The organism is Rathayibacter sp. VKM Ac-2804, assembly GCF_009866655.1.
GTDB lineage: Bacteria > Actinomycetota > Actinomycetes > Actinomycetales > Microbacteriaceae > Rathayibacter.
In genome coordinates this window covers 2661385-2676225 of the sequence record NZ_CP047420.1, presented here as the reverse complement: position 1 = coordinate 2676225, position 14841 = coordinate 2661385, and the positions used below count along the sequence as shown (strand labels likewise).

The window sequence follows — 14841 nt, the reverse complement described above, 5'->3', positions numbered from 1 at the left end:
CATGCGCGCCAACGTCAATCTGTTCTGGCTCCTCGCCGGGTTCTTCCTCCTCGCGGACGTCACCTACATCCTCTGGTCCCTGATCGACACCGGTCAGATCGAGTGGGTCGGCACCGTGGGCATCGCGCTCTCGTCGGTGCTGGGCGGGTTCATCGCCTTCTACGTCGGCCGGGTGCACAAGGCCCAGGGCGCCGAGCTGCCCGAGGACCGCCTCGACGCCGACATCGACGACGGCGACCCCGAGCTGGGCTTCTTCAGCCCGTGGAGCTGGTGGCCGCTGATCCTCGGCGGCTCCGCCGCGCTGGCCTTCCTCGGCCTCGCGGTCGGCTTCTGGATCACCTACATCGCGGTCGGCCTCTTCCTGGTCGCGATCGCCGGCTGGGTGTACGAGTACTACCGCGGCTACTTCGCCCGCTAGGCGAGCAGGACGGCCGTGAGGGCCGGGTGCAGGAGGTCTCCACCTCCGGCACCCGGCCCTTTCTCGTGGGGCGAAGGAGCCCGCAGGGCGGGCGCGGGCGTCTGCGGCCTTCCTCGGAGCGTCGGGCCGTCGAACGGACGCGAAACGGGCTCTAATGAGCCCCCCTGAGGCCGCTCCGAGTCCACTCACGCCGCCGCTGGGGTGCGAGCGGAGCCGTAACGGGCGTCAGCCGGCGGCGTGCGTCCGTTCCGGGGAACACGGAAGGGCAGAGATCCCTTCCTGCTGGTCGAGCAGTCCCGTAGGGGCGTATCGAGACCAGGCGTCCTCAGCAGGGCGGGTCTGCAGGGTCCTGTCCGGAGAGTGGTGGATCGCGAGACGCCCGCTTCGCGGGCTACTCGATCAGCATCATCGACACCACACCGACAAGGGCGTTCGACAGAGGCACGCTGACATGGCGGTCGAGTCGCTCCGCAGGGGCGTATCGGAACTCGGGCCACTCGGCAGTGCAGGTTTGCGCACGGCGTCTTCTGACGTGGGTGGATCTCGACACGCGCCCTGAGGGCGCTAGTCGATCTGCACGGGTCCCGCCAGGCGGACGCCGTCCGAGCCGCCGAGCGACGGTCCCGCGTCGCCTCCCCATGGTGAGTGGGGGAGGAGCCGAGCCACTCCCTGCTGGTCGAGCAGCCCCGCAGGGGCGTATCGAGACCAGGCGTCCTCAGCAGGGCGGGTCTGCAGGCTCCTGTCCGGAGAGTGGTGGATCTCGATACGCCCGCTTCGCGGGCTGCTCGATCAGCATGAATGTGCGCGTTCGCGTGACTTGATCAGCATGGTCCCTCGGGCTGGCGTCATCCGAGCAGCACGATCGCGCGCGCTGGCGTCGTTCGATCAGCACGGCTCCGCTGCCGGCGGGCGCCCTCGTCAGTGGGGCTCCGTGCCCTGCACGGGCTGGTCGGGCGGCGGCGGGGACGACGAAGGGCCCGGACGCTGTGCGTCCGGGCCCTTCGGGGGAGCGGGTCAGTGCTCGCTGTGCGAGCTCTCGAGCTCCTTCTGGGTGACGGGGGTGATCCGGTCCTCGAAGAACCAGCGGGAGAGGCCGGCGCGGACGCGCTGCGGGGCGGTGATGCGGCCGCGGGAGTCCGGACGGATCATGAGGGGCTCGTACTCCTCCTGGCCGACCAGCTTCCAGCGCTCGTAGGCGTCGATCTGCTGGTGCACCTCGATGAACTCGCCGCCGGGGAGGCGGACGATGCGGCCGGACTCGAAGCCGTGCAGAGCGATCTCGCGGTCCTTCTTCTGCAGGGCGAGGCAGATGCGCTTCGTGACGAAGTACGCGATGACCGGGCCTGCGAAGAGGAGGAACTGCAGGGCGTGGATCACGCCCTCCATCGTGAGGTGGAAGTGCGTCGCGATGATGTCGGAGGACGCCGCAGCCCAGAGGACGGCGTAGAACGTGACTCCGGCGGCACCGATCGCGGTGCGGGTCGCGGCGTTGCGCGGGCGGTCGAGCAGGTGGTGCTCGCGCTTGTCACCGGTGATCCAGGCCTCGAGGAACGGGTAGAGCAGCACCACGACGATGAACAGACCGACCACCGAGAGCGGCAGGAGGATGTTGAACGAGATCGTGCCGAGGCCCGGGATGGCCCACTCGAGTCCCGGCGGGACCAGACGCAGCGCGCCGTCCGCGAAGCCGATGTACCAGTCCGGCTGGGTGCCGGCGGAGACGGGCGACGGGTCGTACGGGCCGTAGTTCCAGATCGGGTTGATCGTGAACAGCGAGGCGATGAGGACGACGACGCCGAAGACGATGAAGAAGAATCCACCGGCCTTGGCGGCGTAGACCGGCAGCACCGGGTAGCCGACGACGTTCTGCTCGGTCTTGCCCGCACCGGGGAACTGGGTGTGCTTGTGCACGACCACGAAGACGAGGTGCAGGGCGATGAAGGCGAGCACCAGCGCCGGCAGCAGCAGGATGTGCAGGGTGTAGAGGCGGCCGACGATGTCGGTGCCCGGGAACTCGCCGCCGAAGAGGAGGAACGAGACCCAGGTGCCGACGATCGGGATGCCCTTGACCATGCCGTCGATGATGCGGAGACCGTTGCCCGAGAGCAGGTCGTCGGGGAGGGAGTAGCCGGTGAAGCCCTCGGCCATCGCGAGGATGAAGAGGACGAAGCCGATGACCCAGTTGATCTCGCGCGGCTTGCGGAACGCACCGGTGAAGAAGATGCGCAGCATGTGCAGGCCGATCGAGGCCACGAACAGCAGAGCCGCCCAGTGGTGGATCTGGCGCATCAGCAGACCGCCGCGGATGTCGAACGAGATGTCGAGCGACGAGGCCATCGCCGCGGACATCTCGATGCCCTTGAGCGGCAGGTAGCTGCCCTCGTAGTGCGTCTCGACCATCGAGGCCTGGTAGAAGAACGTGAGGAAGGTGCCCGAGAGCAGGATGATCACGAAGCTGTAGAGCGCGACCTCGCCGAGGAGGAACGACCAGTGGTCCGGGAAGATCTTGCGGCCGAACTCCTTGACGACAGCCGAGATGCTCGTGCGCTCGTCGATGTAGTTGGAGGCCTTGCCGACGTATCCCTTCTGCAGCTTGCCGCTGCCGAGGATGACGCCGTCGCCGGGCTCCGCGGGCGAGGCCGCGGGGCGGGAGGGTGTGGTGGTGGACATGTGTGTCATCGCTCCCAGAAGGATGGTCCGACCGGCTCCGTGAAGTCGCTGCGGGCGACCAGGTATCCGTCGGCGTCGATGGTGATGGGGAGCTGCGGAAGCGGGCGCTTCGCAGGACCGAAGATGACCTCGGCCTCGCGCTTGATGTCGAACTGCGACTGGTGGCACGGGCACAGGAGGTGGTGGGTCTGCTGCTCGTACAGCGCCACGGGGCAGCCGACGTGCGTGCAGATCTTGGAGTAGGCGACGATGCCGTCGTAGTTCCAGGTCTCGCGACCCTCGCTGACGGTGAGGTCCTCGGGCTTCAGGCGCATCAGGAGGACGGCGGCCTTGGCCTTCTCCTCCAGCTTGCCCTCGACCTCGTCGAGTCCCTCGGGGATGACGTGGAACGCGGAGCCCAGCGTCACGTCCGACGCGAGGATCGGCGCTCCGGAGGGGTCCAGGGTGAGCCGCGTGCCCTCGCGCCACATCGTGGTCTTGAGGAGGGCGACGGGGTTCTGGTCCTGCGGTCCGAGGCCACGGAACAGGATCACGGCGGGCAGGGGGAAGACGACCAGCGAGGCGATGAGGCTGTTGCGGATCAGCGAGCGCCGGCCGAAGCCGGACTCCTTGTCCGACTGGTCGAAGATCTCGAGCGCGCGGGCGCGGGTGTCCTCCGCGCTGCGGACGGGGTGGCGGATGTCGATGCCCTCGTGGTCGGACATGAGCTGCTTGCCCCAGTGGACCGCGGCGATGCCGATGGCCAGGAGGGCGAGCGACATGCCCAGACCGATGAACAGGGTGTTCAGCCGGACCGACTCGATGCTCTCCGTGATCGGGAACGCCATGTAGGCGGCCACCGCGAAGATCGAGCCCGCGAAGGAGAGGTAGAAGAGCGTGTAGACCGTGCGCTCGGCCCGCTTCGCGACCTTGGGGTCGACGTCGGTCATCCGGGGACGGTGCGGCGGGAGGCCCGGGTCCTGGACGCGGTCCCGCGTCACGACCGCGGTGCCGGCCGGAGCACTCCCGTGCCCGGTGGCCGACGAGGTGGCGAGGTCGGTGCCACCCTCATCGTGCTCTGCCATGGTTCTCCTTTTCACGCCGTGTCGACGCCGCTCGGCGTCGTGGGGGGTCGAGCGCCCGCCAGGGCGCCGGTGTCTGCTAGTTGGATCGTGCGGTGATCCACACCGTCAAGGCGACGATGGAACCGAGTCCGAAGATCCAGAGGAAGAGGCCTTCGGCGACGGGGCCGAGGGAGCCCAGGGCGAATCCGCCCGGGGAGGGGTTGGCCTCGATGTACTTGAGGTAGGAGATGATGTCGCGCTTGTCTTCCGGCGAGATGTTGAGGTCGTTGAAGACCGGCATGTTCTGCGGGCCGGTGACCATCGCCTCGTAGATGTGCGCCTCGGTCACGCCGCCCAGCGGGGGAGCGAACTTGCCCTCCGTGAGGGCGCCGCCGGCGCCGGCGACGTTGTGGCACATGGCGCAGTTGATCCGGAAGAGCTCGGCGCCGTTGGCCGAGTCGCCCTGGGCGTCGAGGACCTCGCCGGTGGGGATGGCGGGGCCGGGCGCCAGCGAGGCGACGTACGCCGCCAGCTCGGCGACCTGGTCGTCGGTGAACTGCACCGGCTTCTCGAGGGCCTGCGGACCGTGCATCTGCATCGGCATGCGGCCGGTGCCGACCTGGAAGTCGACGGAGGCGGCGCCGACGCCGATCAGCGACGGGGCGTTGTCGGTGCCCGCGGCGTCGAGGCCGTGGCAGGTGGCGCAGTTGGCGGCGAAGAGCTTCGAGCCCTCGTCGATCGTCTGCTGGCTGGTGGCCGACGTCTCGGCGGAGGCGGAGGTCGCGACGCCGACGGCCGCGTAGGTGCCGCCGGTGAGGCCGAGGCCGATCGCGATCAGGGCCAGCGTGGCCAGCGGGTGACGGCGACCCTTCTTGGCGCGGCTCTTCGTCTTCGGGGAGGCCATCGAGGCAACCTTCCTGCGGGGTTCGGGAGTGTGGTGGGGCATGGAGGCGGCTGGCCTCACTTCAGGAAGTAGATGACGACGAACAGGCCGACCCAGACGACGTCGACGAAGTGCCAGTAGTAGGACACGACGATCGCGCTGGTCGCCTCCTTGTGGCCGAAGTTCTTGACGGCGAAGGCGCGGCCGATGACGAGGAGGAAGGCGATGAGGCCGCCGGTCACGTGCAGGGCGTGGAAGCCGGTCGTGAGGTAGAAGGCCGAGCCGTAGGCGTTGCTCGAGAGCGTGACGCCCTCGGAGACGAGGGTCGCGTACTCGAGGACCTGACCGCAGACGAAGACCGCGCCGAGGGCGTAGGTGAGGAAGAACCACTCGACCATGCCCCACTTGAACGGGCTCAGCCCGGTGGAGCGGGGCTGCAGGCGCTCAGCGGCGAAGACGCCGAACTGGCAGGTGAACGACGAGGCGACCAGGATGACCGTGTTAACGCTCGCGTAGGGGACGTTCAGGATGCTGGTCTCGGCCGACCACAGCTCCGGGGAGGTGCTGCGGAGGGTGAAGTAGATCGCGAACAGGCCCGCGAAGAACATGACCTCGCTGCCCAGCCAGACGATCGTTCCGACCGCGACCGGGTTGGGTCGGTTCACTGCGGGCACGGTGGCCGTGGGGGAGAGAGAGGTGCTCGTCACACAGACCATTATGGACGATCGCAAGGGGGGGAACTCGCACTTCCCGTAGGGCCTTCGTCGTCGCATAATCTGAGAGCCATGTCGGAAACCCTGTCCTGGCCGCGCATTCTCGGCTCCCTCCTCGACTCCTCCGATCTCTCGGTGTCGGAGGCGACCTGGGCCATGGAGCGGGTGATGCAGGGCGAGGCGACGCCGGCGCAGCTCGCCGGCCTCCTGATCGCGCTGCGCGCCAAGGGCGAGACGGTCGACGAGATCGTCGGCTTCCGCGACGCGATCCTCGAGCACGCGGTGCCGCTGGACGTGGATCCGATGGCCCTCGACATCGTCGGGACCGGCGGGGACCGCTTCGGCACGGTCAACATCTCCTCCACCGCGTCGATCATCGCGGCGGCGGCCGGCACTCCGGTGATCAAGCACGGCAACCGCGCGGCGTCCTCGTCGTCGGGGTCCTCCGACGTGCTCGCGGCGCTGGGCGTCGATCTGACGCTGCCGGCCGAGCGGGTGGCCGAGGTGTTCCGCCGGACGAACATCGCCTTCGTCTTCGCGGCGATGTTCCACCCCGGTTTCCGCCACGCCGGCCCGGTGCGGGCCGAGCTCGGCGTGCCCACCGTCTTCAACTTCCTCGGGCCGCTCTGCAACCCGGCGCGCCCCGAGGCCTCCGCCGTCGGCGTGGCGCACCTCGACCGGGTGCCGCTCTTCGTCGGGGTGTTCCAGACCCGGGGCGCGACCGCGCTGGTCTTCCGCGGGGACGACGGACTCGACGAGCTGTCGACCACCGGGCACAGCCACATCTGGGAGGTCTCGCGCGGCTCGGTCGTCGAGCACGACCTCGACCCGCGCGACCTCGGCATCCGCCGCGCCAGCATCGACCAGCTCCGCGGGCGCGACGCCGCGTACAACGCGCAGGTCGTCCGCTCGGTCCTGGCCGGCGAGGAGGGGCCGGTGCGCGACATCGTGCTGCTGAACGCGGCGGCGGGCCTGATCGCCTTCGATCTGGCGCGCGACCCCGGGCTGATCCGCACGGCGATCCTGGACCGCTTCCGCTCGGCGCTCGAGCGCGCCGCGGACGCGGTCGACTCCGGTGCCGCGACGGCGAAGCTCGACCAGTGGGTCGACGAGACGCAGCGCTCGAGCTGAGCCCGCTCGGAGACCGGCGCCCGCGCCCGGAACGGAGTCTGTGCCGGGACGGTGCTCGGGCGTAACGTGGAGCCGCTGTCCGCGACGGTGCGGCGCGCCCTGGAGGAGACCTCGATGAAGAAGCTCATCAACGACCCGAAGAACGTCGTCGCGGAGTCCGTGGCCGGATTCGGCCTCGCGCACGCCGACCTGGTGCGGGTCGAGCCGAACCCGCTGTTCGTGGTGCGCGTCGACGCGCCGCGGCAGGGGAAGGTCGGCATCGTCAGCGGCGGCGGCAGCGGGCACGAGCCGCTGCACGCGGGGTTCGTCGGGTTCGGGATGCTGGATGCGGCGGTGCCCGGGCCGGTCTTCACCTCGCCGACCCCCGATCCGATCGTGGCGGCGACCCAGGCGGTGGACGGCGGTGCGGGCGTCCTGCACATCGTGAAGAACTACACCGGCGACGTGCTGAACTTCGAGACCGCGGCCGACCTGGCCCTCGCCGAGGGCGTGGAGGTCCGCTCGGTGATCGTCGACGACGACGTGGCGGTGAAGGACTCCCTCTACACGGCCGGACGGCGCGGCGTGGCCGGGACCGTGATGGTGGAGAAGATCGCCGGCGCTGCCGCCGAGCGCGGCGACTCGCTGGACGAGGTGGCGGCGATCGCCGAGACGGTCGTCGCGAACGTCCGCTCGATGGGCGTCGCGCTGCGGCCGTGCACGGTGCCGCACGCGGGGGAGCCGAGCTTCGAGCTGGCCGAGGACGAGATCGAGATCGGCATCGGCATCCACGGGGAGCCCGGCCGAGAGCGGATCCCGCTCGAGCCGGCCGACCGGATCGTCGACCGCCTGCTCGCTCCGATCCTCGAGGACCTGCCCCTCTCCTCCGGCGACGAGGTGCTGCTCTTCGTCAACGGACTCGGCGGCACCCCGCAGATTGAGCTCTACCTGGTCTACCGCCGCGCGGCGGAGGTGCTCGCCGAGAAGGGCGTCACCGTGCAGCGGAGCCTGGTCGGCAGCTACGTCACCTCGCTCGAGATGCAGGGCGTCTCGATCACGCTGCTGAAGCTCGACGCGGCGCTGACCGAGCTCTGGGACGCGCCGGTGCAGACCGCGGCGCTGCGCTGGGGGCGCTGAGCCCGCCCGAGCACGGGGCGGGCGTGCGGCCCGGACGGGACGCGCGAGGACGACGGCACGAGGACACGACCGCCGCAGAGGCGGCACAGGGAAGAGGACGGACCGATGCAGGACGGATCAGTGCAGGACGCACCGGGGCAGGGCGGACGGGGGGCGCAGGGGCTCGACGCGGCATGGGCCGTGGCCTGGGTCCGCGGGGCGGCGCAGGCGGTCTCGGAGCACCGGGTGGAGCTGATCACGCTCGACCGGGCGATCGGCGACGGCGACCACGGCGAGAACATGGACCGCGGCTTCCAGGCCGTGGTGGCGAAGCTCGATGCGGCTCCCGAGCCGACGACGCCCGCCGAGGTGCTCAAGCTGGTGGCGACCACGCTGATCTCGACGGTGGGCGGCGCCTCCGGCCCGCTCTTCGGCACCGCGTTCCTCAAGGCGTCCGGCGCGGTCGCCGGGCAGGAGTCGCTCGACGGTGCGGCGGTCGCGGCTCTGCTGGCGGCGGCCCGCGACGGCGTCGTGCTGCGCGGCAAGGCCGAGGTCGGCGACAAGACGATGGTCGACGCCTGGACCCCGGCGGTCGAGGCGGCGGCGGGTGCCGCTGAGGGCGGAGCCTCGCCGTCGGCGGTGCTCGCGGCAGCCGCGGACGCGGCGCAGATCGGCGCGGAGTCGACCGACCCGCTCGTGGCGCGGAAGGGCCGGGCGAGCTATCTGGGCGAGCGGGCCGTCGGGCACCGCGACCCGGGCAGCGTCTCGAGCGTCCTGCTGCTGCGCGCGGCGGCCGAGGCGGCGGCGTGAGCGTCGGGCTCGTCCTCGTCTCGCACAGCGCGCGGCTGGCGGAGGGGCTGGCGGAGCTGGCGGCGCAGATGGCGCCGGACGTCGCCCTCATCGCCGCGGGCGGCACGGACGACGGCGGCATCGGGACGAGCTTTGAGCGGATCACCGCGGCGCTGGCCGAGGCCGACTCCGGGGACGGCGCCGTGGTGCTCTGCGACCTCGGCTCGGCGATCATGACGGCCGAGACCGCAGTGGAGTTCCTGGACGACGAGGCGCGGGAGCGGGTGCGGATCGCGGACGCTCCGCTCGTGGAGGGCGCGATCGCGGCGGCGGTCGCGGCCGGGACCGGGGCCGCCCTGGCCGACGTGCTCGCGGCGGCCGAGTCCGCGAGGGGCGCGCTCCTCGCCGAGCAGCCGACCGCGGCGGCGGCCGGGAGTCCGAGCACCCGGCGGACCGTGCGGCTGGTCAACCCGAACGGGCTGCACGCCCGCCCGGCGGCCGACTTCGTCACGCTCGCGACCCGCTTCGACGCGCGGATCGACGTGAACGGCAAGGACGCGACGAGTCTGCTCGGCGTGATGTCGCTGGGGCTGGACCGCGGCGACGAGGTCGCGATCTCGGCGACCGGGCCCGAGGCGGAGGAGGCCGTGGGCCGGCTCGCGGAGCTGGTCGAGTCGGGCTTCGGCGAGGTCTAGCGACGCGGGCTCAGGGGGCGCCCGGAGGCGCCTCCTACCCTGAGGGCATGCCTCTGCGCGGAACCCGACCCCCGTCCGTCCTGCTCCGGCGCGTCCTCGGGGTGCCGCGGGTGATCCGCCGGGCCGACGCCCGCGCCGCCCGGACGCTGAACGCTCGCCGCCCGGTGCCGCTCGTGGACGGCGCGCTCGTCGGGCTCTCCCGGGCCGCCGATCACGGCGTGCTCTGGTTCGGGCTGGGTGCGCTGCTGCTGATCGCCGGGCGGCCCCGGGAGGCGGCGCGCGGAGCGGCCTCGCTGGCCGTCGCGAGCGCCGCGGCGAACCTCGTCGGCAAGCAGCTCTTCGGCGGGGTGCGACCGCTCGTCGTCGACGTGCCGGTGGGGCGCCGGCTCGCTCGCGTGCCCACCTCGCCCAGCTTCCCCTCCGGCCACGCGGCGAGCGCCGCCGCCTTCGCCGCCGGGGTCGCGCTGGAGAACCCGCGCGTCGGGCTGGCCGTCGCGCCGCTCGCCGCGGCCGTCGCCTTCTCGCGCCTGCACGTCGGGGTGCACTGGCTCTCGGACGTGGTCGGCGGAGCCACGCTCGGGGCGGCCGTCGCGGGCCTCGGGAAGGCGCTGGTCCCGGCGCGTCCGCGGCACATCCCCGTCTCGGAGCGGGCGAGCCGGCCGCCGGTCGACGTGCGGCCGCTCGGCGACGGGGCGCAGCTGCTGGTGGTGCTGAACCCGAGTGCCGGGCGCGACTCCCACCGGCCGGATCCGGAGCCGCTCATCCTGCAGCGCTTCCCGGCGGCGCGGGTGCACCGGCTCGCCGACGGCGAGGACCTGGGCGAGGTCGTGCGAGCGGCGCGCGCCGGCGACGCTCCGCCCGAGGTGCTGGGCGTCTACGGCGGCGACGGCACGATGGCGGTCGGCGCCGGGCTCGCGCGGGCCGAGGGGATGACGCTGCTGGTGCTGCCCGGCGGGACGATGAACCACTTCGCCAAGGCACTGGGCCTGGTCACGATCGAGGACGCGCTGGCGGCGGCGGCGCACGGCGAGCGCCGCGACGTCGACGTGGCCGAGGTGACGGCCGGGGACGCCGAGCCGGTGACGGTGCTGAACACGGTGTCGATCGGGCTGTACCCGGAGTTCGTCGCCGCGCGGGAGAAGCGCGAGAAGGTGATCGGCAAGCCGCTCGCCGCCGTCCTGGCCGCCTTCGAGGTGGTGCGCTCGACCGATCCGTTCGAGCTGCGGCGCGACGGGCGCACCGAGCTGGTCTGGTCGTACTTCGTCGGGGTGAACCGGGAGCACCCGCGCACCGCGACTCCGCTCGCCCGGCGCCGCCTGGACGACGGGCACCTCGACATCCGCGTCCTGCACTCGGGCCGGACGCCGCGGACGCGCGGGGCGGTGTCGCTCGCGCTCGGGCGGGGGGCGACTCCGCTCGTCGGGCGCGTGCCCGGCTGGCGGGCTCCGGTGGTCGAGTCGACCAGCACGCCCGAGGTCGTGGTCGGTGCGCGGCGGCCGGCCGGTGTCGACCCGGAGTGGGCGCACGACGGCGAGAGCGAGGTGTTCGACGGCGAGCCGTCGGGCTTCCACGAGGCGAGCGTGCGGGTCGTGCCGCTGGGGCTGCGGGTCTACTCCGCGGCGGACGAGCGCGAGCGGGACGAGCGCGAGCGGGACGAGAGCGGACCTCGGAAGTAAAGCCCCCGGCGGATCTCCACCCGGACGGCGCCGCGCCGGGGAGCGCATGCCACCCTGGGGAGGGAGCCGGCCGGGCTCTCCTGCAGCCGGCCGCTCCTCTGCAGAAGGAGTCCGCCGTGCGACGCATCCACTACGCCGAGGGGAGCGTCCTCACCGGGGACGACATCGCCGCGGCGGTGCTCGAGTACGCCCGGATGCTCGCCTCGACGGCGACCGCCGCCACCGTCGAGATCCCCGTCCGCCGCGGAGGGGACGTGCTCGCGGCCCGGCTGCTGCTCGGCCCGTCGAGCCAGATGCTCGTCGAGGACGAGCCCGAGGACGCGGTCGAGGTCGTCGACGAGGCGCTGGTCGCGGACCTGCTCGACCGGGCCCGCCGGCTCAGCCGCCCGGTGCCGATGGCGACGGACGACGACCTGGCGATGCCGTTGGACGTGCTCGACTACTGAGCGGGCCGCTGCTCCGCCGAGACGGAGCGCTCGAGGTCGTCGAGCGCGGCGACCTGACCGGCCGTGACCTCCTCGCGCGCCCGGTCGATCGGGAGCCACTCCGCCCTCTCGATCTCGGGGTAGGCGCGGACGACTCCGGAGCCGCGCGGCCACTCGAGCTCGAAGGTGTTGCTGGCGACGAACGCGATCTCGTCGGGGCACTCGGCGGCGAAGACGGTCACGGTCTTCCCGGAGCGCTGGCGGTACGAGCCGAGCAGGGCGTAGTCGAGCGCCGGGGCCGGGACGCCGATCTCCTCCTCGAACTCGCGCCGGGCGGCGTCGAGCGGTGCCTCCTCGGGCGTGTGCAGCCCCTTCGGGATCGACCAGGCGCGTGGCCGGCGGGTCCACAGCGGGCCGCCCATCCGGCCGAGGAACACCTCGCGCTCGCCGTTCCGCAGCCGGTGCAGGAGGAGTCCCGCGCTGGTGGGGCCGGTCATCGCCGCGATCCGCTCATCCCGCCATCCTGCCGCGTCGCCGTGGAAGGATCGAGGGGCCGACCCGCGATCCGCCCGGAGTGACCCCCATGAGCAGCATCGAGACCAGCAGCACCGAGACCCGCGCTGCGACCGGCAGTGCGATCGGCACTGCGCCCGTCGGCGAGGCGCTCGTTCTGCGACGGCTGCGCGAGGAGCTCGGCGCAGCGGTGACGGCCGAGGGCCCGGACTTCGAGGCCGCGCACACCGACAAGTCGGGCTGGACCGCCGGCGGCCGTGCGCTCGCGCTGGTCCGCGCGCGCTCGGTCGCCGACGTGCAGGCGACGCTCCGGCTCGCCACCGAGCACCGGGTGCCGGTCGTCCCGCGCGGCGCGGGGACGGGGCTCGCCGCGGGCGCCGTCGGCCGGGCCGGCGCGATCGTGCTCTCGACGGCGGCCATGGACCGGATCCTCGAGATCTCGCTCGAGGACGAGCTGGCGGTCGTCGAGCCGGGCGTGCTCAACCAGGCGCTGTCCGACGCGGTCGCGGCCGACGGGCTCATCTTCTCGCCCGACCCGGCGAGCAAGGCGATCTCGAGCATCGGCGGCAACATCGCCACCAACGCGGGCGGTCTGCTCTGCGCGAAGTACGGGGTCACCCGCGAGGCGGTGCTCGGGCTCGCCGTCGTGCTGGCCGACGGGCGCCTCGTGCGGACCGGGCGGCGCAGCGTCAAGGGCGTCGCCGGCTACGACCTCACCGCGCTGCTGACCGGCTCGGAGGGGACACTCGGGGTGATCGTCGAGGCGACGGTGAAGCTCCGGCCGATCCCCACGGGCCGGGTGGTCACGATCGGCGCGTACTTCCCGAGTGTCGTGGCTGCGGCGGCCGCCTCGGCGGCGATCACGGCGGCGCGGCTGCGGCCGGCCGTGATGGAGCTGATGGACGAGGCGGCGCTCGCCGCGATCGGCCGGTACACCGGCGCGGCCCTCGACCGCGGCGCCGCCTACCTGCTCGTGCAGACCGACGGCGGGGGGGCGGAGGACGAGGCGCGCCGGATCCTCGCGATCGTCACCGGGGCCGGCGGGGACGCCGAGTCGACGGACGACCCGGTGGCGGGCGAGGCGCTGCTCGCGGTGCGGCGGGCCTTCCATCCCGCGCTCGAGGCCGAGGGCGAGGTGCTGATCGAGGACGTCTGCGTGCCGCGCTCGGCGCTGCCCGCGATGTTCGCCGCCATCCGCGGGATCGAGGAGCGCACCGGGCTGAGCATCCCGACCGTGGCGCATGCGGGCGACGGCAATCTGCACCCGAACTTCGTCGTGCCAGCAGGGTCCGACGCGGTCGGCGAGGAGGTCTGGGCGGCGGCGGGGGAGCTGTTCCACACCGCGCTGGCGCTCGGCGGCACCCTCACCGGCGAGCACGGCGTGGGGCTGCTGAAGCGGCGCTGGCTCGCGGAGGAGCTCGGCGAGGACTCGATGGCGCTGCAGCGCGGGATCAAGGCGGTGTTCGATCCGCTCGGGATCATGAACCCGGGGGCGGTGTACTGAGGGCTTCCGCCCGGGGTCAGAGGAGCTCCTCGGCGAGGAGCCAGGCCGTCAGCACGATCGTGGCGGCCGACATCGACCAGTAGAGGATCGTCTCGCGCCAGGAGCCGGCCGAGCCGAGGACGGGGATCGCGGCGTAGCCGCCCGAGGTCCAGAGCCGGCGCAGCACGGGGGTGCGGCGCACCCAGCGGGGCGAGCGGATCCGGAGCGGCCAGAGCCCGTTGATCCCCTCGGTGGTGAGGGCGTCGCCGGCGATGTGCACGAGGTAGCCGAGCGTCGCGGCGACCTGCAGCCAGGCCCAGGTGCCGTCGGCGAGGGCGACCAGGAGCACGGTCACGACGAGCGCGCCGGCCCAGGCGATCGGCCAGGACGGCGCGGCCTTCACCGCCTTCGCGGCGAAGGCGAGGGCCGGCAGGGTGAGCACGGCGGCCAGCGAGACGGGGCCGACGAGCGGCACCGGGAAGCGCAGGGCGACCAGCAGCGGGACCAGGTACCAGACGACGGCGACGGCCAGGAGCGAGTGCATCCCGTGCCGGTGGCCGCCGCTGATGCGGCCGGCGGTCGCGGTGAGGAGGGACGCGCCGGGGGCCGAGCGCGAGATCGTCGCCCGGGCGTGGTCGGCGTCGGGGACGAGCGCCCAGCCGGCGGCGACGCCGACGCCCACCAGCCGGAGGTCGAGCGGGAGGCCGGCGAGTCCGAGCGGCGCGGCGAGGGCCGGCACGGTCGTGACGACGGACCAGGCGAGCGCACCGGAGACGGCGTGGGAGCGACCCATCACGAGAGTGCCTCCGCGGGGTGGAGATGCGCGGGTGGAGATGCGGAAGGTGGAGGGGAGGGAGGTGGTGGGCGATACCGGACTCGAACCGATGACCTCTTCCGTGTGAAGGAAGCGCGCTACCAACTGCGCCAATCGCCCTGACGGCCGTCTCGTGGACGACCCGAGAAACGATCGTAGCGGATCCGCGGTGCTCCGATGCACCGCGAACGGCGCGCCACGCCCGGGTGAACAGCGGATTGCGGGCCGGTTTCGCGCGGAAAGACGCGGGTCCGGCGTCTCGGCGCGCGAAACGGGGCGCCCTCGATTTGGAAGTTCGCGCGGCGTTCGGATACAGTCTTCTAGGTCGAGCCGGGCAGCGAAAGCGCGGGGGAGACAGGCAAGAGCAACACGGCAGTAGCAACACGGCAGTACAGCAAGACCAACACATCATGCGGATGTGGCGCAGTGGTAGCGCATCACCTTGCCAAGGTGAGGGTCGCGAGTTCGAATCTCGTCATCCGCTCGAAGACCG

Annotated in this window: 14 protein-coding genes and 2 tRNA genes; 9 read left to right on the top strand and 7 right to left on the bottom strand. The window is 72.4% G+C overall.

What is annotated here, in order from left to right; translation table 11 throughout:
• The first annotated feature begins 1 nt into the window (after position 1).
• Positions 2-418, top strand: a complete 417-nt coding sequence (locus GTU73_RS12585) for a cytochrome c oxidase subunit 4 (RefSeq protein WP_160089965.1) — start codon at positions 2-4, stop codon at positions 416-418.
• 1014 nt (positions 419-1432) lie between these two features.
• Here the strand turns inward: GTU73_RS12585 and GTU73_RS12580 are convergent.
• The 4 genes from GTU73_RS12580 to GTU73_RS12565 form a co-directional block, all read right to left on the bottom strand.
• Positions 1433-3088, bottom strand: coding sequence for a cytochrome bc complex cytochrome b subunit (locus tag GTU73_RS12580; RefSeq protein ID WP_160089963.1), 1656 nt, complete (start codon positions 3086-3088; stop codon positions 1433-1435).
• Between the two features lie 5 nt (positions 3089-3093).
• Entirely contained in the window at positions 3094-4152 is a 1059-nt protein-coding gene (locus GTU73_RS12575; RefSeq protein ID WP_160089961.1) for a Rieske 2Fe-2S domain-containing protein, read from the bottom strand.
• A 76-nt stretch (positions 4153-4228) separates the two neighbouring features.
• A complete protein-coding gene (locus GTU73_RS12570; RefSeq protein ID WP_123446157.1) occupies positions 4229-5035 on the bottom strand; it encodes a c-type cytochrome in 807 nt (268 codons plus the stop codon).
• A gap of 56 nt (positions 5036-5091) precedes the next feature.
• The gene (locus GTU73_RS12565; RefSeq protein WP_123446158.1) at positions 5092-5730 is read right to left on the bottom strand and encodes a heme-copper oxidase subunit III; all 639 of its coding nucleotides are present in this window, start codon (positions 5728-5730) and stop codon (positions 5092-5094) included.
• Positions 5731-5799: 69 nt separating this feature from the next.
• Here GTU73_RS12565 and trpD point away from each other — a divergent pair, with 69 nt between their 5' ends.
• The 6 genes from trpD to GTU73_RS12535 all read left to right on the top strand — a co-directional run bounded on the left by trpD (position 5800) and on the right by GTU73_RS12535 (position 11559).
• Positions 5800-6858: an anthranilate phosphoribosyltransferase gene (gene trpD, locus GTU73_RS12560; RefSeq protein ID WP_160089959.1), complete on the top strand. Its 1059-nt coding sequence runs from the start codon at positions 5800-5802 to the stop codon at positions 6856-6858.
• A 114-nt stretch (positions 6859-6972) separates the two neighbouring features.
• Entirely contained in the window at positions 6973-7974 is a 1002-nt protein-coding gene (dhaK, locus tag GTU73_RS12555; protein ID WP_160089958.1) for a dihydroxyacetone kinase subunit DhaK, read from the top strand.
• A 105-nt stretch (positions 7975-8079) separates the two neighbouring features.
• Positions 8080-8763: a dihydroxyacetone kinase subunit DhaL gene (gene dhaL / locus GTU73_RS12550; protein WP_160089956.1), complete on the top strand. Its 684-nt coding sequence runs from the start codon at positions 8080-8082 to the stop codon at positions 8761-8763.
• A complete protein-coding gene (gene dhaM / locus GTU73_RS12545) occupies positions 8760-9437 on the top strand; it encodes a dihydroxyacetone kinase phosphoryl donor subunit DhaM (protein WP_160089954.1) in 678 nt (225 codons plus the stop codon). The genes dhaL and dhaM overlap by 4 nt, the downstream gene beginning before the upstream one ends.
• A 47-nt stretch (positions 9438-9484) precedes the next feature.
• Entirely contained in the window at positions 9485-11113 is a 1629-nt protein-coding gene (locus GTU73_RS12540; protein WP_160089952.1) for a bifunctional phosphatase PAP2/diacylglycerol kinase family protein, read from the top strand.
• A gap of 116 nt (positions 11114-11229) precedes the next feature.
• Positions 11230-11559, top strand: coding sequence for a hypothetical protein (locus GTU73_RS12535; protein ID WP_160089950.1), 330 nt, complete (start codon positions 11230-11232; stop codon positions 11557-11559).
• Here the strand turns inward: GTU73_RS12535 and GTU73_RS12530 are convergent.
• On the bottom strand, positions 11553-12035 hold the full coding sequence (locus GTU73_RS12530) for an NUDIX domain-containing protein (protein WP_160089948.1): 483 nt from the start codon (positions 12033-12035) through the stop codon (positions 11553-11555). The genes GTU73_RS12535 and GTU73_RS12530 overlap by 7 nt on opposite strands.
• Positions 12036-12121: 86 nt before the next feature.
• Here GTU73_RS12530 and GTU73_RS12525 point away from each other — a divergent pair, with 86 nt between their 5' ends.
• A complete protein-coding gene (locus GTU73_RS12525) occupies positions 12122-13555 on the top strand; it encodes an FAD-linked oxidase C-terminal domain-containing protein (RefSeq protein WP_160089946.1) in 1434 nt (477 codons plus the stop codon).
• Between the two features lie 16 nt (positions 13556-13571).
• Here the strand turns inward: GTU73_RS12525 and GTU73_RS12520 are convergent, their stop codons facing one another.
• Together GTU73_RS12520 and GTU73_RS12515 are read right to left on the bottom strand one after the other, a co-directional pair.
• The gene (locus GTU73_RS12520; protein ID WP_160089944.1) at positions 13572-14327 is read right to left on the bottom strand and encodes a metal-dependent hydrolase; all 756 of its coding nucleotides are present in this window, start codon (positions 14325-14327) and stop codon (positions 13572-13574) included.
• A 65-nt stretch (positions 14328-14392) separates the two neighbouring features.
• Positions 14393-14468, bottom strand: a tRNA-Val gene (locus tag GTU73_RS12515).
• 292 nt (positions 14469-14760) lie between these two features.
• On the opposite strand from GTU73_RS12515, the gene GTU73_RS12510 reads away from it, so the two are divergent.
• Positions 14761-14832, top strand: a tRNA-Gly gene (locus GTU73_RS12510).
• Positions 14833-14841: the final 9 nt, after the last annotated feature.

Bases quoted from the DNA above. Each gene is read 5' to 3' on its own strand.
- GTU73_RS12585 (WP_160089965.1), top strand. From the start codon at position 2: ATGCGCGCCAACGTCAATCTGTTCTGGCTCCTCGCCGGGTTCTTCCTC.
- GTU73_RS12580 (WP_160089963.1), bottom strand. From the start codon at position 3,088: ATGTCCACCACCACACCCTCCCGCCCCGCGGCCTCGCCCGCGGAGCCC.
- GTU73_RS12575 (WP_160089961.1), bottom strand. From the start codon at position 4,152: ATGGCAGAGCACGATGAGGGTGGCACCGACCTCGCCACCTCGTCGGCC.
- GTU73_RS12570 (WP_123446157.1), bottom strand. From the start codon at position 5,035: ATGGCCTCCCCGAAGACGAAGAGCCGCGCCAAGAAGGGTCGCCGTCAC.
- GTU73_RS12565 (WP_123446158.1), bottom strand. From the start codon at position 5,730: ATGGTCTGTGTGACGAGCACCTCTCTCTCCCCCACGGCCACCGTGCCC.
- trpD (WP_160089959.1), top strand. From the start codon at position 5,800: ATGTCGGAAACCCTGTCCTGGCCGCGCATTCTCGGCTCCCTCCTCGAC.
- dhaK (WP_160089958.1), top strand. From the start codon at position 6,973: ATGAAGAAGCTCATCAACGACCCGAAGAACGTCGTCGCGGAGTCCGTG.
- dhaL (WP_160089956.1), top strand. From the start codon at position 8,080: ATGCAGGACGGATCAGTGCAGGACGCACCGGGGCAGGGCGGACGGGGG.
- GTU73_RS12540 (WP_160089952.1), top strand. From the start codon at position 9,485: ATGCCTCTGCGCGGAACCCGACCCCCGTCCGTCCTGCTCCGGCGCGTC.
- GTU73_RS12530 (WP_160089948.1), bottom strand. From the start codon at position 12,035: ATGACCGGCCCCACCAGCGCGGGACTCCTCCTGCACCGGCTGCGGAAC.
- GTU73_RS12525 (WP_160089946.1), top strand. From the start codon at position 12,122: ATGAGCAGCATCGAGACCAGCAGCACCGAGACCCGCGCTGCGACCGGC.
- GTU73_RS12520 (WP_160089944.1), bottom strand. From the start codon at position 14,327: ATGGGTCGCTCCCACGCCGTCTCCGGTGCGCTCGCCTGGTCCGTCGTC.